This is a genomic window from Prevotella sp. E13-27 (assembly GCF_023217965.1).
Lineage (GTDB): Bacteria > Bacteroidota > Bacteroidia > Bacteroidales > Bacteroidaceae > Prevotella.
In genome coordinates, this window is sequence record NZ_JALPSC010000001.1 from 1,261,628 (window position 1) to 1,286,519 (window position 24,892).

Here is a 24,892-nt window from a genome sequence, read left to right on the forward strand (position 1 = left end):
TACCTCTGGAAGATGAACTTCCCGTTTTTCATAGCACGACGATACCTCTTCTCAAAGAAGTCGACAAACGTTATCAATGTCATCAGCGGCATCAGCGTCATTGGCGTTGCTGTGGCTACCATGGCACTGGTGGTGACGCTGTCGGTGTTCAATGGTTTCAGCGACCTTGTGGCATCGCTCTTTACCGCCTTTGACCCACAGATAGAGGTAACACCGTGTGAGGGCAAGACCGTGGCTGCCGACGATTCCACGTTGACGGTTATACGTGAGCTGCCCGAGGTGGAAGTGTCAACAGAGTGTGTGGAGGATATGGCTTTGGTGGCCTTTCACGGTCGTCAGGCGGTGGTGACGCTGAAAGGTGTTGATGATAACTTTGACCAGCTGACACATATCCGTGAGATTCTCTATGGCGATGGCACGTTTGAGCTTCATGCTGCCGACCTCAGCTACGGCATTCTTGGCATTGGACTGGCTGAGAGACTGGGTACTGGCTACCGATTCAATGAGCCGCTCATGGTCTATGCTCCGCGTCGCGAAGGACAGCTGGCTATGGGTGACCCTGCCGACGGTTTTATCTCTGATGAGCTTTATTCGCCAGGAGTGCTCTTCTCTGTGATGCAGGCGAAGTATGACCGTAACTATGTCATAGCCCCGATAGCCTTTGCGCGTCAGCTGTTCGACCAGCAGGGCATGGTGTCGTCGTTGGAGCTCCGACTGAAGAGCGGCAGTAACTTCGATGCCGTGAAGCGAAAGATTGAGGAAATTGCTGCAGGACGGTTTTATGTCAAGGATCGCTACGAGCAGCAAGACGACACGTTCCGCATAATGAAGATTGAGAAGCTGATGGCTTACATCTTCCTTACATTTATTCTTGTGGTGGCTTGTTTCAATATCATCGGTTCGCTGTCTATGCTTATCGTTGACAAGCGCGATGATGTGGTGACGCTGCGTAACCTCGGTGCCACGGAGAAACAGATAACCCAGGTGTTTCTCTTTGAGGGCAGACTGATATCGATGATGGGAGCAGTCATCGGCATAGCCGTAGGATTGTTGCTATGCTGGATGCAGCAGACGTTTGGCATCATTGCCCTTGGCAGCAGTGCAGGCTCGTTCATCGTTGACTCCTATCCGGTGAGCGTTCATCCCACTGACGTGATACTGGTGTTCTTCACCGTAGTGGTGGTAGGATTCCTCTCGGTGTGGTATCCTGTGCGCTACTTCTCGCGCCGATTGCTGAAATAACAGACTTTTTAAGCAGCTTTTTGAGCTGCTTTCTCCTCTGCCTTTTTGCGCTTGCGCTCTTCTTTCTCCTGTTTGCGCAGGGCTTTAGCCTCGGCTTTCTCCTGTTTCTTCTTTGCCTTTGCCTCAGCCTTTGCCTGCTTATCTTCCTCGGAGAGTCCGTGGAACCTTATGCCAGGCCTTACCTTCAGCTTGTTCTTCACCGAGTCAGTGCTCATGTATGAGAAGTTACAGATGATGTCGGTATGACGACCTTTCAGCGTCAGCTTACCATCAGCCACGGCACCGTCGCTCTGTATGTCGGCAAGCAGATTCTTTACTTTGAGCTTCTTGTAGCTGCCTTCGTTGACTGTTGCCTTCACCTGTCCTATAGGCAGCTTGCCGCCTTTCTGCTTACGCATGAGTGCTGTTCGCGGCTTGGAGATGTCGAAGTTAAAGTCCGCTTCGCATCCTACAGGCCCCAGATCATCCACGGCAAACACATGACCGAGCTCGAGACTGTTTGTCTTCAGCGTGCCATTGAGGTATTTGTTGGCTTCGTCGATAGCAAAATTGAAGTCCACGTTGCCTTGCTCAGTGTATAGCTTTCCGTTGAACGCCTCCTTCTTCCATAGTACAGCCATGTCGCCCTGATAGTTTATAGTGCCAAGGGTGTGCAGCTGTTTCATCATGAGCTTCTTGACGGGGAACTGGTTTATTATTTCTTCCTTGACACTACCTTTTGCCGTCATGTTACTGATATGGAAGCGCACCTGCAGTTTATATTTGTCTCTCAGGTTGATGATGCCGCCATAGGCAGCAATCTTCAGCTTCTTGTCAAGTGTGGCTATTATGATGTCTGAGAAAGCCATTGAGTCGTCGTTGCCGCGCATCTTCGCGTTGAGGGTCAGTGGGACATCGAACTTTGAGAGCACAGGTGCAAACGGCTTGGCGATATCCTTAAGCATCACATATCCGTTGAAGGTCGATGTTGAATAGGTCAGCTCCCTTCCTTCTTTCTTGCTTGGCAGCTGTATGGAGGCTTTCGGTATCTCGAGTACTGTGCTGTCGAGCTTAACTATGATGTCGGTAAGGTGGGCCTGTTTCTTGTTTGTGTTTACTTTGAACGACAGGTCGGTGATGTTTATGCCGGCTATGGAGTCAGTGCCCTTGAAATTCCTTACCGTGGCAATGATGGAGTCTTTCTGTAGCATGTCAATGAACACCTGCAGGTCGGCAGTCATGTCTATATGTCCTACATCAAACGCCCCTCGCTTCGGTCTGCCAGTATTCTTACGTGGCAGGTGATTGTCGTTGGCGAAGTGCAGTCCGTGGACAAAGGCCTCATGCTTGTCGCCTCTCTGTGTATAGTTCACGAGGTCTATGCTTGCCTCGCAGTCTTCCATTCCCTTCTTCGTCTGTCGCTTCCATGTGGTCTTCAGTCCGCGCAGCACACCTTTCTTCTCGCCATTTAGCTGAGTGTGATAGTCCAGCTTTTCGAACTGTGCCTCCAGGTCGTTGTATTTCACCTTTATGTTGCTGAGGTCCAGTTCGTCGATGTCGAGTTCGAGCTTTTTGTTTTTCTTCATCTCTTCCTCTATCTCTGCGGCAGCCTTCTCGTTCTTCTTGTCTTTCTTGAAGGCATCAATGATGAACTGTAGGTTCAGCGGGTCGTCGGGCGAGAGCTTGTAAAGCTCAGCTTCCAGACCCGAGATCTTTGCCGACTGTACCTTCACCTTGTTCTGAGCCAGTTGGAACAGGTCAAGGCTCACCTTCATCTCGTCTATCTGTAGCATCTTGTACTGTTGCTGGTCTTCAATATACACGCCGTTGAAGTGGATGTCCTGTGTCAGCAGGTCTATGCTCACACTGTCTATGTCAACGGCAGTGTTGAGCTTCTCCGACAGCATGGCGGTAGATTTCTTCAGCAGCTTGTTCTGTATAGACTGGGTGTTGAGCAACAGTCCGCCCACCACAACGATTATGATCACTGTTGTGGCAATGGCGCCTATGATGGCAAAGATGCGTACGACGATTTTCCTCATAGAAGATGTGCCTTTATTTTTATAACTTTGTCTCGCCTTCGATATATTGTGACATGAACAGATGCTGTCCGTCCCATACCACATAGCTGAAGTGACTTATCCAGTCGCCGAGTATTATCATGCGCGACTTCTTCGAGAGCTGCAGGTCTACCTCTATGTGGCGATGTCCGTAGATGAAATAGTCAATGTCGTTGTGTGACTCGATATACTTCTTTGTATAGAGCACCAGATGTTCGCGGTTCTCGCCCATGTAGGGAGGCTCCTCGCCGTCAGGACGCTTCATGCGTGAGTGCTTGGCCCAGTTCAGCCCGAACCACATGGCCCATCGTGGGTGCAGTGCAGAGAAGAGCACCTGGCATGTCTTGTTGTGGAAGATGCTTTTAATGATTTTGAAGCTCTTGTTCGGGTCGCCGAGTCCGTCGCCGTGGGCGAGATAGAACACTTTTCCGTAGAGCTCTACCGTCTCTGGCTTCTTGTGGAGCGTGACGCCACATTCGTCTGCCAGATACGAGTATGCCCATATGTCATGGTTGCCAGTGAAGTAGTGCACCTCCACACCCATGTCGGTAAGCTCCGACAGCTTACCTAAGAATCGGGTGAAGCCTTTCGGCACCACATATTTATATTCGTACCAGAAGTCGAACATGTCGCCGAGCAGATACACTGCCTGCGCCTTGTCTTTTATGTCGTCAAGGAAGCGCACCAGGCGTCGCTCCTGCATCCTGCGGTGCTGAATGGCAAGTGAGCCAAGGTGAGCGTCGGAAAGGAAAAAAATCGGTTTCATAAAATTTTTTAGATGATAGATGAAAGATGATAGATATGATTAGTTCTGGAGTTCTGTTATTCCCATTTTTCTTTTCAAGGTCTTCACTGAAGTTACCAGCATTTTTACTAACTCAGTACAGTCTTGGTTGATGGAATTATACTCTTTATCATTCAAGTACCCCCCTTCGTAAAGCTTTTTAAGCCAAAAGAGAGTTTCATCGGCTTCTTTAAGAGCAATATTCTGTTTGCTCAAATAGTCAGGAGTACTCTGTGCATTTTTGCTTTCAGAAAGATTTGCACCTATACTCGTTCCGCTTCTTAACACTTGTTTGGACATAATACTCTCTCTTTTATAATCTTTCAGATATTGATACATTTTTATTATTCTAGCAGAAAAAGCGTCAGATTTCTCTAATAATATATTTGGCTCTCTTTTCATGCTATTTATATAATAATTTGTTTATCATATTTTATCTTGATAAAAGCAGAACTAATCATATCTTTCATCTTTCATCTCTCATCTTGAATTAGGCTCAAAAGCCTAATTCAATTCTTGCTTCTTCGCTCATCATGCTTTGATCCCATGCTGGTTCGAAGACGAGGTTGATGTTAGCTGTCTTGACGCCATCCACGCTCTCCACCTTCGTATGCACGTCTTCGAGGATGAAGTCGGCAGCGGGACAGTTGGGGGCAGTGAATGTCATGTCTATGTCAACGGTGGCATCGTCCTTGACATCTATTTTGTATATCATGCCAAGCTCGTAGATGTCAACAGGTATCTCAGGGTCGTAAACCGTCTTCAGCACATCAACGATGCGCTCTTCTATCAGTGTTTTCTCTTCTTGTGTCATAACACAACTATTATATTAATTCTTCACTTTTCACTCTTCACTTTCACAGTCCTCTTGCCTTGAGCAGACCTGTGGCGTCTGGCTGTTGCATGCCTGTGAAGTCAGTGAACATCTGCATCAGGTCGCCCGTATTACCGCGGCTGAGAATCTTGTCGCGCATGTCCTGACCTGTCTGAGGGTTCAGTGCTCCGCGCTGTGCGAATACATCGGCAATGTTTACTGCCAGCACCTCCGTCCACAGATAGCTATAGTAGCCGGCAGCATAGCCACCGCCCCACACATGGTTGAAATAGCTGGTGCTGTAGCGTGGTGGAATCTGGTTGTTCAGCAGTCCAATCTTGCGTAGGGCCTCAGTCTCGAACTTTGCGGCATCCTCTGCTGATGGCACCTCTTTCGATGACAGCATGTGCCATGCCAGGTCAAGGCATGTGGCTGCAAGGTTCTCACCAAGAGCATAGGCAGAGTGGAAGTTTATGCTGTTGAGCATGCGCTCCTTCAGGTCGGCTGGCATGGCCTCGCCTGTCTCGCAGTGGCGTGCGTAGTTATCGAAGATCTCTGGTATAGAAGCAAACGACTCGTTGAACTGTGATGGCATCTCCACGAAGTCGCGGGCTACGTTAGTACCTGCGAGCTTCTGATACTTACAGTTGGAGAGGATGCTGTGCAAGGCATGACCGAACTCATGGAACATTGTTGTCACCTCGTCCCATGTGAGTAGCGATGGCTTTCCTTCAGGTGCCTTTGCACTGTTGCATACATTGAAGACTATTGGCATCTGGTTCCAGTAGTTGCTCTGCTCAATGAAATTGTCCATCCATGCGCCGCCTCGCTTAGTTGGGCGACGGAAGTAGTCGGTGTAGAACAGCGCCTTTGTCTTGCCGTCCTTGTCTATAACCTCAAAGACCTTCATGTCAGGATGATAGGTGGGAATATCGGTGCGCTCCTTGAACGAGAGTCCATAGACGCGGTTGGCAGCATAGAACACACCGTTGATGAGCACGCTGTCCACATTGAAGTAAGGCTTCACCTCATCCTCAGAGATGTTCAGTTTCTCTTTCTTCATCTTTGCAGAATAGTAGAAGCGGTCGTAGGGTTCGAGGCTCGAGGTGAGAGGCAAGGGGTTAGAGGTTAGAGAAGCATCATGGGCAAAGGCCTCGATGGCTTTTGTCTCAGCATCGGCCTTCGGGGTGTATTGCGCAATGAGGTTCTTCAGGAAAGCATAGACATTCTCTGGAGTCTTCGCCATGGTGTTGTCCAGTGAGTAGGCGGCGTATGTGGGGAATCCCATGATTTCTGCCTTCTCAGCACGCAGTTTCGCCATCTCGCTGACAATGGCAAAGGTGTTGTGATTGTTTGTTCCGTCGGCGCGGTGTATTGATGACTCGAACACCTTTTTTCTCAACTCGCGGTTGTCGAGGCTTGCCAGTATGGCCTGCTGTGTGGTGTTTACTATCACTATGGCGTATGGTGCCTTGCTTCCACGGCTCTCTGCATCCTTCTGGCACTGGGCAATGTCAGCCTCTGAGAGTCCTGCGAGGTCCTCCTTCTTATCAACCCACACCACGGCATCGTTGGTAGCAGCAGGCAGCTGGTCGCCCCACTGTTGCTGCAGCTCAGAGATTCGCATGTTTATCTCCTTCATGCGAGCCATCTTGTTTTCTGGCAGGAGGGCACCATTGCGTACGAACTCCTTGTATATCTCCTCTGTCAGCTTTTTTTCTTCGCCCTGCAGCGACTCATATTCGTTGTCATATACCTTCTTTATGCGCTCGAAGAGAGACATGTTGAAGGCAATCTCGTTCTCAAGGTCGGTAAGCATGGGCTGCACTTTCTTCTCTATCTCGCCAATCTCAGGAGTCTTGTCGGCCTCAACAATGGAGAAGAACACACGGCTTACGCGGTCGAGCAGTCGTCCGCTCTCCTCGTAGGCGAGGATGGTGTTTTCAAACGTAGCTGAGTCAGCTGATTCGGTAATCTTCTTTATGCCTTCGCGTCTCTGCTCTATGGCAGCCTCGAAGGCAGGCAGATAGTCCTCTGTCTTTATCTGGCTGAAGTCTGGAGCACCATAGGGTAGGGCGCTCTCTTGCAACAGTGGGTTCTCGCGCTGTTCTTTCTGACAGGCGCTAAACGGCATCATCATGGCTGATGTGATAACAAGTGTCATAATGTTTTTTGTCAACTTCATATTTCTTATTATTATAGTTTTATTTTCTAACCTCTAACCTCTTGCCTCTTATACGGCTTTACAATAGCGTTCTTACCAAACACTCGAAGCGTTCTTACCAAACGCTCTTAGTATTCTTACCAAACGCTACTTTCCACCTCTCATATTCTCCCACTCTCATGATAAGAGTAGTACTGTCCATCGGCAACGATGACGTGGTCCATGAACTTTAGGCGCATCAGGTTGCAGGCCTGCAGGAGACTTTTTGTCAGGTCGTTGTCAGCCTTGCTGGGCATGATGTTGCCCGAAGGGTGGTTGTGGCATGCCACAACGATTGTGGCGTTGCAGAGCACAGCCTCGCGGATTATTATGCGCACATCCACGCTCACCTCTGATATGCCACCGCGTGCTATTCGCTGTTTCTTGATAAGTCGCTGACTCTGGTTCAGGTATAGCACCCAGAACTCCTCTGTGTCGAGGTCTTGCATCAGTGGGTGCATGTGGTTATAAATGCGAGTGGCTGTGGTCAGCTCAGGGCGTTCCTCAGGCTTCTCCATCTGGCGACGCTTGCCCAGTTCGCAGGCAGCCATGATGGTTATGGCCTTCGCTGGTCCTATGCCGTTATACTGGCACAGGTCGTGAATGGTCTTCTTGCCCAGCGTGTTCAGGTTGTTGTTGCAGTCGCCCAGCAGTCGTTTCATCAAGCTGACAGCATCCTCCTTTGTTGATCCAGAGCCGACGAGTATTGCCAACAACTCTGCGTCGCTGAGCGACTGTGCCCCCAGCCGCTCCATCTTTTCGCGCGGACGGTCTTCCTCTGCCCATTGGTTAATGTTCAGCTTCGTCATCGTTTTTTCTTCGTCATTTCTCATCATGGCGACAAAATTACGAATAAAAATTGAAACACCAACTATTATGTTGATTTAAAACAAAAAACACGAGCAAAACATGCATTTCTATTTTGCTCGTGTTTTTATTTTGTGTCGTGTATCTACTTATAGAACTTCTTTTCCAAAGCTTGGCGTTCTGCCTCTGAGAGGTCGGCAGGTAGTGCTTCCGGCTGCTTCAAGACGCAGCGTTTCCACCATTGCTCTATGAAACCGAGGCCGTAGCCCATGAGCTGAACAAAGGCAGCAGGGATGCTGAGAACACCTACCCAAAGACTCTTATTGAGAATGCTGGAGTCGATACAGATAATGAGACTATATAATATAATAGGTGATAGTGCCAGGAGCGACAAGCAGGGAGCCAGGAAGAGTAGGATGGCTGTGCACAACAGCAAGCCAATGACGCCAAGTGTGAAGACGGTGGGCAACAGGTGAACAAGCTTCATGGTGCCCGGGTGGCGCTTCTCCAGGTTTATGCGGGCGCGACCGCTGTTGCTCACCTGGCGGAAGAACTTACGGAAGTCAGTGCGGCGCTTGTGCCATACCCACGCCTCGGGGATAAGGGCTGTCTTATAGCCTGCCTCGACTATGCGATAGGAGAAGTCGATGTCCTCGCCAAAGCGCATCTTCGAAAAACCGCCCAGTTCCTGATAGACCTCACGACGGATGCCCATGTTATAGGAACGTGGGAAGAACTTGTCGAGCTTTTTTCCTTTGCCACCGCGAATGCCGCCAGTGGTAAAGAATGAGGTCATGCTGTAAGAGATGGCTTTCTGGATAGGGGTGAACGACGGGTGAGAGGCGTCGGGACCGCCCCAGGCGTCGATGCTTGAGATGATAGATGATAGATGAGAGATATGGTCGGTTTTGCTGTCGGGTTCTTTACCGCAGGTGTAATCATATCTTTCATTTTTCATTTTTAATCTTTCATCTACGGCATGTAGATAATCTTCGGGTAGCACAACGTCAGAGTCGAGCACAATGAGCCAGTCGCCGTTGGCGCGCTCGGCACCGTAGTTGCGGCTCTGTCCTGGGCCGCTATTCTCCTTAAAGTAATAATGCAAATCAAGGATGCCTGCGTACTTGTCGCAGACATCCTTGCATGGTATGCTCGATCCGTCTTCAACGATGATGACTTCAAAATCCTTTACCTCCTGCTGACAGAGACTCTCTAAGAGCTCATCAACTTCATCAGGACGATTGAAGACCGGAACGATGATGCTGTATTTCATATTATTCTTTAGCGCGAGCGAGGTAGCTGCCGTCGCGAGTGTCAACCTGGATGAGGTCGCCCTCGTTGATGAACAGAGGAACACGCACTTCAACGCCTGTCTCAAGTGTAGCTGGCTTCAGAGTGTTGGTAGCGGTGTCGCCCTTGATGCCGGGCTCAGAGTGTGTAACGCGGAGAATGGTCTTCACAGGCATCTCAGCGTAGAGGATAGTGCCGTCGGTGGTGTCAGAAACAACCTCCACGATGTCGCTCTCCTTCATGTACTCATGACCGATAACGAGCTCGTTGTCGATGGGAATCTGCTCGAAGGTCTCCTGATTCATGAAGATACGGCCTGACTGGTCCTCGTAGAGATACTGGTATGGGCGACGCTCGATGATGACGTCTTCCAGTTTCTCACCGATGTTGAAACGACGCTCGAGCACGCGGCCGTCGCTGACGTTCTTCAACTTGATAATCATGATGGTGTTTCCCTTACCTGGCTTGCGGTGCTGGAAGTCGATGCAAACCCAAATGGCGCCGTCCATACGAATGGCGGTGCCCTTCTTAATGTCTTGTGAGTTAATCATAAAAACTTGAAAATGTATATATACAAATAATAAATGCGTACTTTGCGGCTGCAAAGGTACGAATAAGCGAGCGAAAATGCAAATAAATTTGCAATTTTCCGAGCGAAAGTACTTTCGAGCAAAGCTCAGAGGTACGAATAAGCGAGCGAAAATGCAAATTATTTTGTAATTTTCCGAAAATACAAATAAATTTTTGTTTTTGTGTTGAAAAGCATTACTTTTGCAGCTGTTATGATGAACTGGAACCAACTGATATCTAATTGTCGTCTCGGTCAGGAGCATCGCCGTCTTGAGCGCCATGATGACCGCACGGAGTTTAAACGCGACTATGACCGCCTGATTTTCTCGGCCCCTTTCCGCCGTTTGCAGAACAAGACGCAGGTGTTCCCATTGCCGGGCAGCGTCTTCGTCCACAACCGCCTGACCCACTCGCTCGAGGTAGCTTCTGTGGGCATGTCCTTGGGCAATGATGTCTATCAGCACCTGCATGAGCGCTATGGCTCAGAGCTCAGTCCGCTGGTGGCAGAGATAGGTCAGATTGTGGCAACGGCTTGTCTGGCTCACGACATGGGCAACCCACCGTTCGGCCATTCAGGTGAAAAGGCCATTCAGACATTCTTCACCGAGGGCAAGGGCGCCTATCTGCAACAGAAGGTGTCGCCAATATTCTGGGATGACATTACCCATTTCGAGGGCAATGCCAATGCTTTCCGCCTGTTGACCCACCAGTTCTGTGGCCGTCGTCCTGGTGGCTTCGTCATGACCTACAGCACCCTGGCTTCAATAGTGAAGTATCCTTTCTCATCGTCTGTTGCCGGCAAGAAAGGCAAGTTCGGCTTCTTCGACAGTGAGGCACCTATCTATCAGCGCATTGCCGAAGAGTTGGGAATACTGAGAATAGAAGAAGACAATCCTCTTACCTCTCACCTCTCGCCCCTCACCTCTCACCTGCGTTTCGCCCGTCATCCGCTGGTATATCTCGTTGAGGCTGCCGACGACATCTGCTATGAGATAATGGACCTTGAGGATGCCCACAAGCTGAAGATCCTCTCTTATGAAGAGACATCTCAGCTGATGCTCAGCTTCTTCGACGAAGAGACTCAGAAGCATATCATGAAGCGTATCGTAGATGAGGAAATAACCGATAACAACGAACGGGTGCAGTATCTTCGCGCTTGTGTCATTGGCAGGTTAGAGAACGAGTGCGTGAACACCTTCATCGAAAACGAACAGCTCATTCTGGAAGGACGTTTCGAGGGCTCGCTCGTTGACCATATCTCTCCACTTCAGCGCGATGCCTACAAGCAGTGTACAAAGATTTCCAAGGCACGCATCTATCGCAGTCGTCCTGTGCTTGATGTGGAACTGTCCGGTTATCGCATCATGGCTACGCTGATGGAACTGATGATTGAAGCCATCGAGCATCCTGAGCGCTACTACTCACAGCAGCTAATAGGCCGCGTCAGCAGCCAGTATGACATCAACAGCGATGACCTTGAGACACGTGTCATGGCGGTCATCGACTATATCAGTGGAATGACCGATGTCTACGCCCTCGATGTATATCAGAAAATTTGTGGAATATCGCTGCCTATAGTCTGACTTCTTGATGTCAACTTGTTACAGCGGCAGGGTCAGCACGAAGCGTGCGCCAGGATTGTAGCTTGTGTCAAGCGTCACGTCGCCACCCAGACGTCGTGCCAGCGAACGGGCTACGGTGAGACCTATGCCCATTCCGTCGGCATATTCATCCAACTGTACAAACTCCTCGAAGATGTGCTCCGCCTCCTCTGCGGGAATAGTCTTTCCATTATCCTCAACAGTGAATGTTACGTTGCGCCCGTCGCTATCTACCAGCAGTCGGGCCATGGCGTTGGGCAGCATCATTTTTGTGTGGTTGTCCATCGTAAACTTGCGGGCATTATGGAGCATCAGTACAAGAATGCGAATCACGGCACTCTCTTGCGTGAGCAGCATGGTCTGCTCGGCAGCGTTGGAGATGCTCATATCGAAGTTCAGTCCCTCCTGTTCCTCTATGCACGACTGTGATACAGCCTGTGCTGCCAGCTGTGCCACATATACAGTGTCTGTGCGGTCTATGACGCTGCGGCTGTTGATTTCCGAGAGTTCCAGCATCTTGTTCACAAGCTCGGTGATGCGGTTCGTGTTGGTGACTATGCGTTTCGATATGTCCTTCTTCGTGTCTTCGTCAAGCGTCATCCCTGGTGTGGTGACCACTTGTACAAAGCCCGACAGCACATTGAGCGGTGTGCGTATCTCGTGGCTCACCTGCTGAATGAAGTCGGTCTTCATCTTCGACGACTCTTCCGCCCTTGCGTTGGCAATGGTCAGCTCGGCGTTCGATTGCTCCAGCTGATCTAAGCTGTCAAGTAACAGCCGGTGCTCTTTCTTCAGGCGCTGTGCACTGTGATAATAGACAACGAAGAGCAGTATGAGCATGACGATGATAATCACACCAATCTCGATGATGAAGCGTGACTGCTGCAGCTTGCTCTGCATCTTCAGCTCGTCAACATGGAGCAGCGTGTTCATCTCGCTCAGCTGCACCTGCATGTCGTGACCATAAATGGAGTCGTTGTCAGCGAGAATCTGTTTGTAGAGGCTGGCAGCCTCGTCGGCACGCCCAAGGTGAACCAGTGCCTCGGCGCGTAGCATGTCGCCTTGATGGTCAACAAAATCCTCCAGTTTGACAATGCTGTCTGTCCAAGCCAGCGCCTCGGCATAATGACTCTGCCGCAGACTGTTGGAAGCCTTGAACAGGTAGATATAGTATAGTCCCAGATCGTTGGGCGAGAGCCTGATGTGCATCTCTGCGCTGTCAAGTGCCTCCCTGGCCTGCTCGTCGCGGTTGAGTCCGAGGAGTGCCGATGTGCGGGCGATATATGCCGAGCAAAGCGGGCCGTCAACCATTGCTGCTCCACGCTGCTGCTTTACTTCGTTAAGATAGGCCAGCCAGCGATTGCTTACCTCCAGGGCCTCATTGTATTTTTTGAGCTTGTCATACGACTTGCACAGGAAGTCATAGAAACCGCTTGTCATGCCGCGTCTCTCACCTTCGTTCTCCATCAGTGATATGCCGCGAAGGAAGGCATCGGAAGCCTCTTCATACTGCTTCATGTCATAGTAGGACAAGCCCATCTGCTTGTAGGCCATGGCGCGGCCTATGTTGTTGTCGCGCTTCGTGGCATCATCGAACATCTTGTGCGACTCTTGTAGTCCCATCTTCACCTTGCCTCTGTCGTGGAGGGCTGAACATTTGCGCTGCCATGTCTGGTAGAAGCGGTCCCACATCTCGTGTTTCTTAAACCACTCCATCTGTATTACGGCCTCCTGCTCCAGCTGCTCAAAGCGGGCTGAGTTGTTCAGTATGGCCACACGCGTCCAGCGCATAGAAGCCTCTTTGTTCAAGCTGTCTGTCTGCTGGTAGATGCTGATGAGACTGTCCAGAAAACTGAGCGAGCTGTCTATCTGTCCTCGCTTGTAGTACTCATTATATATAATAAAGCCGGTTCTAGCCTTCTCCATATCTGTCTGCTTGCTGAACCTCATAAGCAGCGAGTCCATGTCAACGGCATGAGCTGAAACAGCACACACAGACAAGAACACGATGAAGAATAGCGACTTTTTCAGAAGCGTAATCATTTTTATGGTAGTTATTGGAATAATGTATTAAAAAGTTAAGGTATATTCTACTTTGCAAAGTTAGTGTTAATATTACAATAAACAAACAACTTCATTAAAAAAATGAAATTATTTTTTAATTCGCTGTTCATTCTTTTCGTTATTTTGTAGGATTTCACTACATTTGCAAACAAAGCGAATGATTATAACCTCATGTTAAAAAACTGTTACTATAAAAACATGATTGAGGCGGGGTGCGACGAAGCCGGTCGCGGCTGTCTGGCAGGTGCTGTCTATGCGGCTGCCGTCATACTCCCACCGGACTATCACAACGAGATGCTCAACGACTCCAAACAGCTCACCGAGCGCCGCCGTTACTTGCTGCGCACGGAGATAGAGCGCGATGCTGTGGCGTGGGCCGTGGGCATAGTCAGTCCTAAGGAGATAGACAAGATAAACATCCTCAATGCTTCGATACTGGCCATGCACCGCGCCTTGGACCAGCTTTCGGTGCGTCCTGAAGCCATTATTGTTGATGGCAACCGCTTTAAGCCCTATCGTCCTGTGGTCAGCGGCATTGCCGCCGACACTCTCCAGCGATCCGCCACCGCCCTTCCCCATACCACCATTGTGAAGGGCGATGCCAAATATCTCAGTATTGCTGCCGCCTCCATTTTAGCCAAGACCTACCGCGACGACTATATGAACCAGTTGGCAGAGGAATATCCGCAGTACGACTGGCTGTCGAACAAGGGCTATCCCACGAAGAAGCACCGCGAGGCCATCCGTCTCTATGGCACCACGCCCTACCATCGCCGCACGTTCAACCTGCTGGGCGACGGACAACTGGAACTGGAATTCAAATAACACGAAACCCTTATAAAACCCTAAAACTATGTACGGAAAAATGAAAGAACATCTCAGCAAGACGCTCGCTGAGATTCGCGAGGCAGGACTCTACAAGCAAGAGCGTCTTATAGAGAGTCCACAGCGCGCTGCCATCGAGGTGGGCGGAAAAGAAGTGCTTAACTTCTGCGCCAACAACTACTTAGGACTTAGTGACCATCCGCGCCTTATCGAGGCCTCGAAGAAGATGATGGACCGCCGAGGCTTCGGCATGTCGAGCGTGCGCTTCATCTGTGGCACGCAGGACATACACAAGGAGCTGGAACAGGCCATCTCTAACTATTTCAAGACCGAGGACACAATTCTCTATGCCGCTTGCTTCGATGCCAACGGCGGCGTGTTCGAACCGCTGTTCACCGAGGAGGATGCCATCATCAGCGATGCGCTGAACCACGCCTCCATCATTGACGGTGTACGCCTGTGCAAGGCAAAGCGCTACCGTTATGCCAATGCTAACATGGAGGAGCTGGAGCACTGTCTGCAGGAGGCTCAGGCACAGCGCTTCCGCATTATCGTTACCGACGGTGTGTTCTCTATGGACGGAAACGTGGCTCCAGTGGATAAGATTTGTGACTTGGCAGAGAAATATGACGCACTGGTGATGGTTGACGAGAGCCATTCGGCTGGTGTCGTTGGACAGACAGGCCATGGCGTCAGCGAGTTCTTTGGCACTTACGGACGTGTTGACATCTACACGGGTACCCTTGGAAAATCATTTGGCGGTGCCCTCGGCGGCTTCACTACCGGCCGCAAGGAGATAATCGAACTGCTACGTCAGCGCTCACGTCCTTATCTGTTCTCTAACTCACTCGCGCCAGCCATCATCGGTGCCTCGCTCGAGGTGTTCAAGATGCTTGGCGAGAGCAATGAGATTCACGACCGTCTGGTAGAGAACGTGGAGTATTTCCGCGAGAAGATGATGGCTGCCGGCTTCGATATCAAGCCCACGCAGAGTGCTATCTGCGCCGTGATGCTCTATGATGCGAAGCTCTCGCAGGTCTATGCCGCGAAGATGCAGGACGAGGGCATCTATGTCACAGGCTTCTACTACCCCGTGGTACCGAAGGGACAGGCACGCATACGTGTACAGATCTCAGCAGGTCACAACCGCGAACAGCTCGACCGCTGCATAGCAGCATTCATAAAGGTCGGACGTGAGTTGGGAGTGCTCTCACCTCTTACCTCTCACCTCTAAAATCTCTAAGTATTTCTCTATGGCGGCCGCTATCTCGCTGCGACAGATATATTCGTCGGCAGAGTGAGAGCGGCTGCTTTCGCCTGGTCCCAGCTTGAACGATGGGAACGACATCAGTGCCTGGTCCGACAGGGTAGGCGAGCCAAAAGGCTTGAGACCCATAGCTACACATCTCTTTATTAATGGGTGGTCAAGACTTATGGCCGAAGAGTGCAGACGGAAGGAGCGTGCCTTCAGCTCACAGTGTTTCATGTTCTTGCACAGGAACTCATAGACATCCTCGTTACGATGGTTCTCGTTGGTGCGCACGTCGAGTATGAAATGCAGCGTGTCGGGCACCACGTTGTGCTGAGTGCCGGCTTCTATCACCGTGACGGTCATCTTCGTAGGACCAAGCAGCGGACTGACTTTATCGAAACGGTAGTCTCGCAACCACACGAGGTCGTCGAGAGCCTCGTAGATGGCGTTCACACCTTCGTTGCGTGCCGCATGGCCGCTTACCCCGTGAGCATAGCCGTCTATTACCATTAGTCCCTTCTCTGCCACGGCTGGCTGCATGCCGGTAGGTTCTCCCACTATGGCCACGTCAATTCGTGGCAGTAGTGGCAGCACCATCTCTATGCCGCTCTTTCCTGACACCTCTTCCTCACAAGAAGCCAGAAACACCAGGTTATAGTCTCTAGTCTGTAGTCTATAGTCCTCTGCCTGTAGTCTAAAAACTGTAAGCAGCGACACCAGTCCTCCACCGCAGTCGTTGGCGCCCAGTCCGTAGAGTCGGTCGCCCTCCCACTGTGGTGTGAATGGGTCTTTAGTCCACGTTGCCACAGGCTTCACCGTGTCTATGTGGGCGTTGAGAAGAATGGTCTGTCGCAACTCGTCAAAGTAGGGCGACAGCGCCCATATGTTGTTGCCTTTGCGCTGAGGCTGTAGCCCCCACTGCTCCATCTGTGTGAACAGCAGGTCTGCCGCAGCCGTCTCTTCACGGCTTATGCTTGGTGTTGCAATGAGCCGCTCCAGTAGCTCGCATGCCTGTTTCGTGAGTTCGTCCATAGTCAAGAACTGATTTTGCAAATATTTGCGTGCAAAAGTAATAATTATTCTATGAATAGCTACACCGTTTGGCAAAAATCAGGCGAAAAGAACATAGAACCACAGCAATTTCTATTTTTTTTCGCAAAAATGAAGATGTAATACAAAAACAATTCTTATCTTTGTCCAAATTTTATTCACAAACCAAAACTATGAGTATGAAAAAACTACAATTCTTTAGCCTTCTGTTAGGCTTAGTGTTCGGTTCGCTGGCTTTCGTTGCCTGCGGCGATGATGATGACGACAACAACACCACTCCCAAAGCTACCACTGCTACACTGGCAGACACAAAATGGTATGAGGAACAGACTATGGATGGTAAGTTCCTAAACTATGTTACCTACATCTTTGACAATGCAGGCCATGTCAGTTTTGGCAATTTGGACAATAATGGTGCCGATAAGAAGTGGCACAAGTGGACTCGCCATACCTATGATTATACTGTCAGTGGCGAGAAGTTCTCTTGGACTAACGAAGGTGGTACCTCCACAGGAACGTACTCTATTAACGGCGATATCCTTACTATTAAGATGGAGAGTAACTCGCGTGACATTGTCGTGAAGCGTATGACTGGCGATGTGTTGAACTGGTATAACAACGCTATCGAGGGCTTCGAAGGATATTACAAAAAATAAACATAAAAACACGTCAGTAATCCTGTCTGACGCATAATACAAACAGCCGGAGGTTTTCTCGCCTCCGGCTGTTGCTGTTATTTAGCTTTTAACTCACAAACTTGACCTGGCACCGTCTGAATGTCATATTCAAACACCTTCTTCAGCTGAATCTGGGGTTTCGAGGTGAGCGCCTTGGACAGCAGCGGTTCCTTTATCTGTGCAGGGGCAAAGAGCTCGTTGGGACAATCGCCTTGGGCAGGCTGCAAGCCTTTACCCTCCAATTCAACGTATGAGCGTACTCGTAGCGTGCCACCAATGGTAGAACGCACACTCGCTGATATAAGATTACCTTCGCGCCACTCCTCGTCCACGATGAATCCGCCACGTGCACGCAAGCCTTTTACCTGGCCTTTCTTCCAGTCTGTAGGCAGGGCAGGCAACAGATGGACGGCACCGTCATGACTCTGCAGCAGCATCTCGCAGATACCTGCCGACACGCCAAAGTTACCATCAATCTGGAAAGGCGGGTGGGCATCAAAGAGATTCGGATAGGTGCGGCCGTTGGGATACTTACGGGCAGCACCATCGTCGGGCAACAGATGCAGCATATTCTTAATGATGCGGAAGGCATGGTCGCCATCAAGCATGCGTGCCCAGAAATTCGTCTTCCATCCCAGGCTCCATCCCGTAGCCATGTCACCACGCTGGTTCAAGGTGTTAGCAGCAGCGGCAAAGAGTTCGGGATGTGAATACGGAGAAATCTGATTCGAGGGATACAAGCCATAGAGGTGAGAAATATGGCGATGCTCGTCCTTGGGATCGTCAGCATCGATAATCCACTCCTGAAGTTGGCCGTAACGTCCTATCTGCATGGGAGGGAGGTTCTTAAGTGAAAAGTTAAGAGTGGAGAGTGAAGAATCTCTTGCCGCATCCGTGTCCTTTCCAAGTACCTTGGCTGCCTTCAGCGTTTGACTCAGCACGTCGAAAGCAATCTGGTTGTCCATAGTGGAACCTGCACAGACATTAGTGCCTTTCCCCCTCGGTCCGTGCTCGGGTGAAACCGTAGGAACAGTCATCAGCCATCCAGCAGCCTGCTTCACCTCACCGGCAGCAGGATACACCTGCATATAATCGAGCAGGAAGTCAGCAGCACCTTTCATCACAGGATACCACTGTTTCAGGAATTCTTTGTCGCCTGTATAGAGATAATGCTGCCAGATATGCGTGGTCATCCAGGCTCCACCAGTGGGGAACATACCCCAAGGTGTGCCGTCAACAGGACCGGCAATACGCCACAGGTCGGTATTGTGATGTGCCACCCAGCCACGGCAACCATACATTTCCTTGGCAGTCTTCGCACCCGTCTCACTCAGATCTTTTATCATTGAGAAGAAGGGCTCTTGCGTCTCGGCGAGGTTGCCTATGAGTGCCGGCCAATAGTTCATCTCGGCATTAATGTTGATGGTGTACTTCGAGTCCCAGGGGGCATTCATCTTGTCGTTCCATACGCCCTGCAGATTTGCTGCCTGTCCGCCAGGCTGACTTGAAGAAATCAGCAGGTAGCGGCCATATTGCATCATCAGCGCTACCATGTCAAGGTCTAACTGAGAACTTAGAGTTGAGGACTGAGAGGTATGATTGGATTTTTCTTCAAAGGCCGCCAAACGCTTATCTGTAGCTAATGAAGAATCATCCGATTTAGGTAAAATAAGCTTTACACGATTGTACTGCTCCTGATATTTCTTAATGTGATTGGCCAGTACTAGCTTGTAGGGCTTGCCATACACAGCTGCCAACGCCTCATTATTCTTCTTCACAGGATTGCCGCTCACATCGTGGTAGTTTACGAAATTAGTACCTGCTGTGATATAGAGCGTAGCAGTTGTAGCATCATCCACGCTGATTCCATTGGATTTGAGCTCCACCTCGCCATCAGTTTCCACCAATACACGACACTCGGCTTTCAGTCCGGCCTTGATACCCTCCTGTCCTACGCCATCTATGACGGCTGCCAGTTCATTGACCGTTCCCTTGATACCTTCATGCTCTTTAACAGTAAAGACGTTTGAGGGTAACTGGCTTGTGAATTCCATGTCAAACTCCAGTTGCTTTCTCTTGTTGGCCTTCAGTTGCACAACAATCACATTGTCAGCCTGCGAAGCAAACACCGTGCGTTCGTATTTAACACCATTATAAACGTAAGAAGTTGTGGCAGTAGCATCACCAAGATTCAAGGCACGCTCATATTTTGTGACATTCTTATGACCTAACGACAGCTTCAGGCTACCCATAGGCAGGAAACGCATGCCATGAGGACCTTTCACGAAATGCTGGTCAATAAGCTTTGCAGCCTCGCCCTCCTTACCTTGGAAAATCAGACTGCGCACATCTGATAGATACTCCTGTGACTCAGTGCTGTTGTTACTATAAGGCTGACCGCTCCAGAATGTCTCTTCGTTGAGTTGAATCTCCTCAACATCGGTACCGCCATAAACCATGGCACCCATGTGACTGTTACCTACAGGCAGTGCCTCCAGCCAGTGGGCGGCAGGTTGTGCGTACCAAAGACGTTCGGTGTTGTTGTCTTTTTTTGCGAAAAGCTGTGCAGCTGACAGCATTGTTAGCAGGACAAGGATTGCTTTTTTCATTTCTGTTATGTTTATGATTCTGTATTTAGTTATTGTGGTTATCTGGGTGCAAAGATACAATAAATACATCAAAAACGCGCAAAGATTATGTTGCTTTGGCTTTTTAAAATGTTTCAAATGTATCGAAAAAGCTCAAAAATCTTTTGGCTTTTCCCTCGCTTAATCGTACTTTGAGACTTTGTCTCTAAGATACTCTCGCTCGGAAAATTGCAAATTTATTTGCATTTTCCCTCGCTTAATCGTATCTTTGCAGCCGCAAAAGAAAAAGAGATGAACAAGATAAAGATAACAAGGGCAGGAATATTAGCTGAGGTGCGTGACTATCTGGTCATCGCCATCGGTATGCTGTCTTACTGCATAGGATGGGGCGTGTTCCTTCTGCCAAACAATATCACTACTGGTGGAGTGGCAGGTGTGTCGTCAATTCTCTTCTGGGGAACAGGCATACCGGTTGAGGTGAGCTATTCCGTGATAAACGGTGCTCTGCTGCTTGCCGCACTGAGGATTCTTGGTATACGTTTTTGTCTGAGGACCATCTACGCTGTTGCCGTACTGACATTTGGCGTAGCCTTCACCACCGCAAACTATCACGGTCATCTGCTTGCCGACCAGCCGTTCATGGCAGCAATAATTGGTGCGGTGTTCTGCGGATGCGGTGTGGGACTGGGTCTCTCGAGCAATGGCTCCACAGGTGGAACAGATATCGTGGCTGCGATAATAAACAAATACCGTGACATATCGCTCGGACGAGTAATAATGATGTGTGACGTTATCATCATCTCGTCGAGCTATCTTGTACTGCAAGACTGGGAAAAAGTTATCTACGGCTATGTGGTTCTTTACGTCACGGCTTTCTGTATTGACCAGGTGGTGAACTCACAGCGTTCGTCAGTACAGTTCTTCATTATTTCTAACAAGTATCGTGAAATTGGCGAACGTATAAACCGTGAACCACATCGTGGCTGTACGGTCATTGATGCACAGGGCTTTTATTCAGGCAACGAGGTGAAGATGCTGTTCGTGTTGGCAAATCGCCGTCAGAGCGACGTTATCTTCCATATAATCAACGATGTTGACCCCAACGCTTTCGTGTCGCAGAGTGCTGTCATAGGTGTCTATGGCGAGGGCTTTGATAAGTTTAAGGCGCGTCGTAGTAAGAAAGAGAAATGATACGCTATACTCATAAAGAAGAGATTTGGAACACGTTCTCCCATGCCGGCGGCATCTTGCTTGGCGTGGTGGTGGGCATCATCTTTCTGGTGATGACCATAGGTGCTGAGAGCTCATGGGCAAGCATTGGCGTGTCGCTTTATCTTTTCGGAATGCTTGGGAGCTATATCGCCTCTACCGTCTATCATGCTCTGCCATTACGCTCGAAATGGAAGGAGCGTCTTCGCCGGTGGGACCACGCTGCCATCTATTGGCATATAGCAGGCTCTTACTCGCCACTAACGCTTGTAGCCCTTCGCAACGAAGGCTATTGGGGATGGAGCCTTTTCTCGTTTGTATGGCTGTGTGCCATTGTGGGCACCATCGTGAGCTTCATCCATCTGAAGGAACATTCCAATTTCGAGACACTGTGTTTCGTAGGCATGGGACTGAGTGTGTTGGTAGCTTTCAAACCGCTCATAGATACTGTCTCCACTGCCGCCTTCGTGTGGATAGTTGCCGAGGGTGTGAGCTACATAACCGGAGCAGTGTTCTATTCTCTGAACAAAACAAAATACATGCACTCTGTGTTCCACTTCTTCGTTCTTGCAGGAAGCATCTGCCACATCATTGCTGTGTGGGATGTGCTGCTGGAGTATCTTTAGAGGTGAGAGGTGAGAAGTGAGAGGTGAGAAGTGAGAGGTGAGAGAAAAGCAATGAGATGAAAAAAATATTATATATTTCAGTTATTTGTCTGTTAATGACGCTTGTTTCTTGTGGCGGCACAAAGCAGGGCGGAAAGGAGACGGCGGCAGAAGAAAAACCCGTTGGAGTGGAGTTCTCTGCTGACTCTGCCTATAGCTTCTGTCAACAGCAGTGCGACTTCGGGCCACGAGTAATGAACAGCGAAGCCCACGACCGTTGTGCCGAGTGGATAATGGAGAAGTTCCGTAGCTATGGCATGAGTGTTGAGGCTCAGCAGGCAACATTACATGGCTATGACGGTACACAGCTCCGCAGCATGAACATCATTGCGAGCTATCGTCCGGAGAAGACCGAGCGCATTTTGCTCTGCGCCCACTGGGATAGTCGTCCATGGGCCGACAACGACCCTGACGAGGCTAACTGGCACAAGCCCGTCATGGCAGCCAACGATGGTGCCAGCGGTGTGGCGGTGATGCTCGAGGTGGCTCGTCTGCTTGCGCTTACCGAGAGAGGCATTTCGGTTGACTCTGCAAATGCAGGCGCTGCTCTCAATGAGAATATCGGCATTGACTTCGTTTGTTTCGATGCTGAGGACTGGGGCACTCCGCAGTGGGCTGAATCGAAGGGTGATGATAGCGACACATGGGCGCTGGGAGCACAGTACTGGGCAGCCAATCCTCATCGCGACGGCTACAAGGCTCGTTTCGGCATACTGCTTGACATGGTGGGTGGCAGAGGTGCTCATTTCTATCAGGAACTCTATTCCAAGCACTATGCGCCAAGCATTGTCAACCGAGTGTGGAAAGCTGCTGAGACAGCTGGCTATGGCAGTTTCTTCCCCCGACTGGAGGGTGGTGCCATCACCGACGACCATGTGCCAGTGAACAAAGTAGCAGGCATACCATGTATAGACATCATACCTTACTATCCTGACTGTGAGGCAAGCTCGTTCGGACCTACATGGCATACAGTCATTGACGATATGAGCCATATAGATGCCTCAACGCTCCGTGCCGTAGGACAGACCGTTGTGCAAGTGGTGTTCTCGGAGAAATGAGAACTGATTACTCCCAATAAGGTTCTTGATATTTCCATAGCCAAAGACTGCGATAATCGTCTTTGGCTTTTTTCATGTATCGCGCCTGCTCGTCGTGACCGAGCTTGCGCCACAGGCGGTCAATGTTACGTGCCAACTCCTCCAGCGTAGTAGAGGCGACCTTGCTGTCAAAAGAATAGACTGCGGTGTTGATGGGCTCGTCACACCATTCCCAATTGTCGCCGCTGACCATTGAGAAGGTGTCAGTCCACACGCGCAGTGCTAAAACAGGATGACCTGCATCTTCGCAAATCTTGCCAAGATGCAGGCCACGCTTTGCCCTTTCGTCGCCTCCATGTGAACATTCTACTGCTTTCATTCCCCATTTCACTGTCTCATAGAGCTCTCGGGCATCCATGTTGGTGATGTTTCCTTTGGGGTCGCCACAGCAGACGAGTTCACCTTTTATGCGTTTTCTCATAGTGAGGCTCGCGAAAAGTATAGTTTATTTTACGTATTCAGAGAAGTCGGTGAGGTGCATGTCGCCTTTGCGAGCCAGCGTGTCGTGCATGGCAAAGGCAGCTGTAAGCTCGTGACGTGTCTGTCCCATCTTTGCCAGCTTCAGATACTCGCGAAGCAATGGCTTGTAGTCGGGGTGAGCGCAGTTCTCGATGATGATTTCTGCACGCTGTGCAGGAGACTTACCACGCAGATCGGCTACGCCCTGCTCTGTTACGATGATGTTCACATCGTGCTCTGAAGAGTCCTGATGGCTCACGAATGGCACTATAGACGAGATGAGACCACCCTTTGCCGTTGATGGACAGGTGAAGATAGACAGATAGGCGTTGCGGATGAAGTCGCCCGAACCGCCAATACCGTTCATCATCTTTGTACCACTGATATGGGTAGAGTTCGCGTTGCCATAGAGGTCCACCTCGATAGCTGTGTTGATGGCGATGACGCCCAGTCGGCGTATAACCTCGGGCGAGTTGGATATCTCGCTCTGGCGCAGGGTGAGGTGGTTCTTAAAGTAGTCCATGTTATCATAGACCTGCATAAGGCAGTCGTTAGAAACTGTCAGAGAACAAGCAGAAGCATCCTTTACACGACCGTTGAGCATCATGTCGATGACAGAGTTCTGGATAACCTCAGTATAGATGTTGAAGTTAGGCACATGCTTATCCTGTCCCAGCGCACCGAGGATGGCATTTGCTGTTGAGCCTACACCGCTCTGCAGTGGAAGGAACTCCTTTGGAATGCGACCCTTGTGCATCTCCTCAACGAGGAATTCTGCGGTAAGGAATCCAATCTTGTCGGTTACAGGATCATTATCCTTGAAGGCACGTGCCTCATCGGGGATGTTACATTCTACCACACCAACAACCTTGTCCTTGGGTATTGACACGTAAGGCACACCGATGCGGTCGCTCACCTTCTCAATCATGATGGGCTTGCGATAAGGAGGGTCGAGAGGCTCGTAAACGTCGTGGATAAATTTCGCGTTAGCGTTGTGGAACGAGTTGAGCTCCAGTATGACGCGCTTTGCCAGTCGGGCTGCTGTTGGCGAGATGCCGCCTGCTGCTGTGAGATAAACGTGGTAGTCGTTGCCAACTTCTTCGATGTCGCACACCTCAAGTATTGCCCAGTCCACCTGTCCATAGAAGCCATAGCGCAGCTCCTGTGCCATGTGACTCAGGTGCAGGTCGTTATAGGGAATTTCACCCATGTTGACGTGCTTGCGGAAATCGGGGTTTGTGGTGTAGGGAGCACGGTATTTGATGGCCTGTGCATTTGCCATGTCACCATCGGTTGACTGACCTGTTGATGCACCGGTGAAGATGCCAACCTTAAACTCGCGTCCTGCCTCATGCTCCTTTACGGCAATCTTGGCAAGTTCTTTCGTTGTAGCCTTTGCCACACCAGCAGGCGTAAAGCCGCTCATGGCAATGTTATCTCCGTTTTTGATAAGTGCTGCAGCCTCGGCAGCGGTCATACGTGTGTAAGCCATTTTGTTAGTTTTACGTAAAATTGCAAGCAAAATTACAAAGTATGTAACAGAAACGGAAGAATTACACGTTGTTTAACACAGTTTAACTTATAGATAAAGATAAAAAGCTAATAATTATGTACTTTTGGCCTTTGTAAGTTGAACCCTATTAATATTACTACTGT

General features: G+C 49.9%; 21 protein-coding genes. 8 read left to right on the plus strand and 13 right to left on the minus strand.

Annotation, left to right across the window (positions count from 1 at the left end):
* Positions 1-12: 12 nt before the first annotated feature.
* Positions 13-1,242: an FtsX-like permease family protein gene (locus M1L52_RS05180; RefSeq protein ID WP_248613876.1), complete on the plus strand. Its 1,230-nt coding sequence runs from the start codon at positions 13-15 to the stop codon at positions 1,240-1,242.
* Between the two features lie 8 nt (positions 1,243-1,250).
* On the opposite strand, the gene M1L52_RS05185 is transcribed toward M1L52_RS05180, so the two are convergent.
* The 8 genes from M1L52_RS05185 to efp all read right to left on the minus strand — a co-directional run bounded on the left by M1L52_RS05185 (position 1,251) and on the right by efp (position 9,730).
* Positions 1,251-3,263: an AsmA family protein gene (locus tag M1L52_RS05185; RefSeq protein ID WP_248613877.1), complete on the minus strand. Its 2,013-nt coding sequence runs from the start codon at positions 3,261-3,263 to the stop codon at positions 1,251-1,253.
* A 19-nt stretch (positions 3,264-3,282) separates the two neighbouring features.
* Positions 3,283-4,047 (minus strand): UDP-2,3-diacylglucosamine diphosphatase, encoded by a 765-nt coding sequence (locus tag M1L52_RS05190; protein WP_248613878.1) that lies wholly within the window; start codon positions 4,045-4,047, stop codon positions 3,283-3,285.
* Positions 4,048-4,086: 39 nt separating this feature from the next.
* Entirely contained in the window at positions 4,087-4,467 is a 381-nt protein-coding gene (locus tag M1L52_RS05195; protein ID WP_248613879.1) for a four helix bundle protein, read from the minus strand.
* 94 nt (positions 4,468-4,561) lie between these two features.
* Positions 4,562-4,879 (minus strand): metal-sulfur cluster assembly factor, encoded by a 318-nt coding sequence (locus M1L52_RS05200; protein WP_248613880.1) that lies wholly within the window; start codon positions 4,877-4,879, stop codon positions 4,562-4,564.
* Positions 4,880-4,922: 43 nt separating this feature from the next.
* On the minus strand, positions 4,923-7,064 hold the full coding sequence (locus tag M1L52_RS05205; protein ID WP_410896767.1) for a M3 family metallopeptidase: 2,142 nt from the start codon (positions 7,062-7,064) through the stop codon (positions 4,923-4,925).
* A 140-nt stretch (positions 7,065-7,204) separates the two neighbouring features.
* Positions 7,205-7,891, minus strand: a complete 687-nt coding sequence (gene radC, locus M1L52_RS05210) for a RadC family protein (RefSeq protein ID WP_248613881.1) — start codon at positions 7,889-7,891, stop codon at positions 7,205-7,207.
* A 143-nt stretch (positions 7,892-8,034) separates the two neighbouring features.
* Positions 8,035-9,162 carry a glycosyltransferase gene (locus M1L52_RS05215; RefSeq protein WP_248613882.1) on the minus strand — a complete coding sequence of 376 codons (1,128 nt, stop codon included), beginning with the start codon at positions 9,160-9,162 and terminating at the stop codon, positions 8,035-8,037.
* Position 9,163: 1 nt separating this feature from the next.
* Positions 9,164-9,730, minus strand: coding sequence for an elongation factor P (gene efp, locus M1L52_RS05220; protein WP_248613883.1), 567 nt, complete (start codon positions 9,728-9,730; stop codon positions 9,164-9,166).
* Between the two features lie 234 nt (positions 9,731-9,964).
* Here efp and dgt point away from each other — a divergent pair, with 234 nt between their 5' ends.
* On the plus strand, positions 9,965-11,332 hold the full coding sequence (gene dgt, locus M1L52_RS05225) for a dGTP triphosphohydrolase (protein WP_248614576.1): 1,368 nt from the start codon (positions 9,965-9,967) through the stop codon (positions 11,330-11,332).
* A gap of 18 nt (positions 11,333-11,350) precedes the next feature.
* Here dgt and M1L52_RS05230 read toward each other — a convergent pair whose 3' ends face one another.
* A complete protein-coding gene (locus tag M1L52_RS05230) occupies positions 11,351-13,393 on the minus strand; it encodes an ATP-binding protein (protein WP_248613884.1) in 2,043 nt (680 codons plus the stop codon).
* Between the two features lie 192 nt (positions 13,394-13,585).
* Between M1L52_RS05230 and M1L52_RS05235 the strand changes: the two genes are divergently transcribed.
* Positions 13,586-14,239 (plus strand): ribonuclease HII, encoded by a 654-nt coding sequence (locus M1L52_RS05235; RefSeq protein ID WP_248613885.1) that lies wholly within the window; start codon positions 13,586-13,588, stop codon positions 14,237-14,239.
* A gap of 28 nt (positions 14,240-14,267) precedes the next feature.
* Complete coding sequence (kbl, locus tag M1L52_RS05240; protein WP_248613886.1) at positions 14,268-15,473, plus strand: glycine C-acetyltransferase; 1,206 nt, start codon at positions 14,268-14,270, stop codon at positions 15,471-15,473.
* On the opposite strand, the gene M1L52_RS05245 is transcribed toward kbl, so the two are convergent.
* Entirely contained in the window at positions 15,450-16,523 is a 1,074-nt protein-coding gene (locus tag M1L52_RS05245; RefSeq protein WP_248613887.1) for a M20 family metallo-hydrolase, read from the minus strand. The two genes, kbl and M1L52_RS05245, sit on opposite strands and share 24 nt — an antisense overlap.
* A 197-nt stretch (positions 16,524-16,720) precedes the next feature.
* On the opposite strand from M1L52_RS05245, the gene M1L52_RS05250 reads away from it, so the two are divergent.
* Positions 16,721-17,197 (plus strand): hypothetical protein, encoded by a 477-nt coding sequence (locus tag M1L52_RS05250; RefSeq protein WP_248613888.1) that lies wholly within the window; start codon positions 16,721-16,723, stop codon positions 17,195-17,197.
* 77 nt (positions 17,198-17,274) lie between these two features.
* Here the strand turns inward: M1L52_RS05250 and M1L52_RS05255 are convergent, their stop codons facing one another.
* Entirely contained in the window at positions 17,275-19,827 is a 2,553-nt protein-coding gene (locus M1L52_RS05255) for a glycosyl hydrolase family 95 catalytic domain-containing protein (protein ID WP_248613889.1), read from the minus strand.
* Positions 19,828-20,097: 270 nt separating this feature from the next.
* Between M1L52_RS05255 and M1L52_RS05260 the strand changes: the two genes are divergently transcribed.
* The 3 genes from M1L52_RS05260 to M1L52_RS05270 are packed head-to-tail and all read left to right on the plus strand — an operon-like array spanning position 20,098 to position 22,738.
* Positions 20,098-20,997 carry a YitT family protein gene (locus tag M1L52_RS05260; protein WP_248613890.1) on the plus strand — a complete coding sequence of 300 codons (900 nt, stop codon included), beginning with the start codon at positions 20,098-20,100 and terminating at the stop codon, positions 20,995-20,997.
* Positions 20,994-21,641 (plus strand): PAQR family membrane homeostasis protein TrhA, encoded by a 648-nt coding sequence (gene trhA / locus M1L52_RS05265; RefSeq protein WP_248613891.1) that lies wholly within the window; start codon positions 20,994-20,996, stop codon positions 21,639-21,641. The genes M1L52_RS05260 and trhA overlap by 4 nt, the downstream gene beginning before the upstream one ends.
* A gap of 56 nt (positions 21,642-21,697) precedes the next feature.
* Positions 21,698-22,738: a M28 family peptidase gene (locus tag M1L52_RS05270; protein WP_248613892.1), complete on the plus strand. Its 1,041-nt coding sequence runs from the start codon at positions 21,698-21,700 to the stop codon at positions 22,736-22,738.
* Between the two features lie 7 nt (positions 22,739-22,745).
* Here M1L52_RS05270 and M1L52_RS05275 read toward each other — a convergent pair whose 3' ends face one another.
* Both M1L52_RS05275 and M1L52_RS05280 read right to left on the minus strand, forming a co-directional pair.
* On the minus strand, positions 22,746-23,198 hold the full coding sequence (locus M1L52_RS05275) for a hypothetical protein (RefSeq protein WP_248613893.1): 453 nt from the start codon (positions 23,196-23,198) through the stop codon (positions 22,746-22,748).
* A 24-nt stretch (positions 23,199-23,222) separates the two neighbouring features.
* Entirely contained in the window at positions 23,223-24,728 is a 1,506-nt protein-coding gene (locus tag M1L52_RS05280; RefSeq protein ID WP_248613894.1) for a succinate CoA transferase, read from the minus strand.
* Positions 24,729-24,892: the final 164 nt, after the last annotated feature.

Coding starts and splice junctions, on each gene's coding strand:
- trhA (WP_248613891.1), top strand. CDS start 20,994: ATGATACGCTATACTCATAAAGAAGAGATTTGGAACACGTTCTCCCAT.
- efp (WP_248613883.1), bottom strand. CDS start 9,730: ATGATTAACTCACAAGACATTAAGAAGGGCACCGCCATTCGTATGGAC.
- M1L52_RS05250 (WP_248613888.1), top strand. CDS start 16,721: ATGAAAAAACTACAATTCTTTAGCCTTCTGTTAGGCTTAGTGTTCGGT.
- M1L52_RS05185 (WP_248613877.1), bottom strand. CDS start 3,263: ATGAGGAAAATCGTCGTACGCATCTTTGCCATCATAGGCGCCATTGCC.
- M1L52_RS05190 (WP_248613878.1), bottom strand. CDS start 4,047: ATGAAACCGATTTTTTTCCTTTCCGACGCTCACCTTGGCTCACTTGCC.
- M1L52_RS05195 (WP_248613879.1), bottom strand. CDS start 4,467: ATGAAAAGAGAGCCAAATATATTATTAGAGAAATCTGACGCTTTTTCT.
- M1L52_RS05235 (WP_248613885.1), top strand. CDS start 13,586: ATGTTAAAAAACTGTTACTATAAAAACATGATTGAGGCGGGGTGCGAC.
- M1L52_RS05205 (WP_410896767.1), bottom strand. CDS start 7,064: ATGAAGTTGACAAAAAACATTATGACACTTGTTATCACATCAGCCATG.
- M1L52_RS05280 (WP_248613894.1), bottom strand. CDS start 24,728: ATGGCTTACACACGTATGACCGCTGCCGAGGCTGCAGCACTTATCAAA.
- M1L52_RS05255 (WP_248613889.1), bottom strand. CDS start 19,827: ATGAAAAAAGCAATCCTTGTCCTGCTAACAATGCTGTCAGCTGCACAG.
- radC (WP_248613881.1), bottom strand. CDS start 7,891: ATGACGAAGCTGAACATTAACCAATGGGCAGAGGAAGACCGTCCGCGC.
- M1L52_RS05275 (WP_248613893.1), bottom strand. CDS start 23,198: ATGAGAAAACGCATAAAAGGTGAACTCGTCTGCTGTGGCGACCCCAAA.
- M1L52_RS05215 (WP_248613882.1), bottom strand. CDS start 9,162: ATGAAATACAGCATCATCGTTCCGGTCTTCAATCGTCCTGATGAAGTT.
- M1L52_RS05230 (WP_248613884.1), bottom strand. CDS start 13,393: ATGATTACGCTTCTGAAAAAGTCGCTATTCTTCATCGTGTTCTTGTCT.
- M1L52_RS05200 (WP_248613880.1), bottom strand. CDS start 4,879: ATGACACAAGAAGAGAAAACACTGATAGAAGAGCGCATCGTTGATGTG.
- M1L52_RS05245 (WP_248613887.1), bottom strand. CDS start 16,523: ATGGACGAACTCACGAAACAGGCATGCGAGCTACTGGAGCGGCTCATT.
- M1L52_RS05260 (WP_248613890.1), top strand. CDS start 20,098: ATGAACAAGATAAAGATAACAAGGGCAGGAATATTAGCTGAGGTGCGT.
- dgt (WP_248614576.1), top strand. CDS start 9,965: ATGAACTGGAACCAACTGATATCTAATTGTCGTCTCGGTCAGGAGCAT.
- M1L52_RS05270 (WP_248613892.1), top strand. CDS start 21,698: ATGAAAAAAATATTATATATTTCAGTTATTTGTCTGTTAATGACGCTT.
- kbl (WP_248613886.1), top strand. CDS start 14,268: ATGTACGGAAAAATGAAAGAACATCTCAGCAAGACGCTCGCTGAGATT.
- M1L52_RS05180 (WP_248613876.1), top strand. CDS start 13: ATGAACTTCCCGTTTTTCATAGCACGACGATACCTCTTCTCAAAGAAG.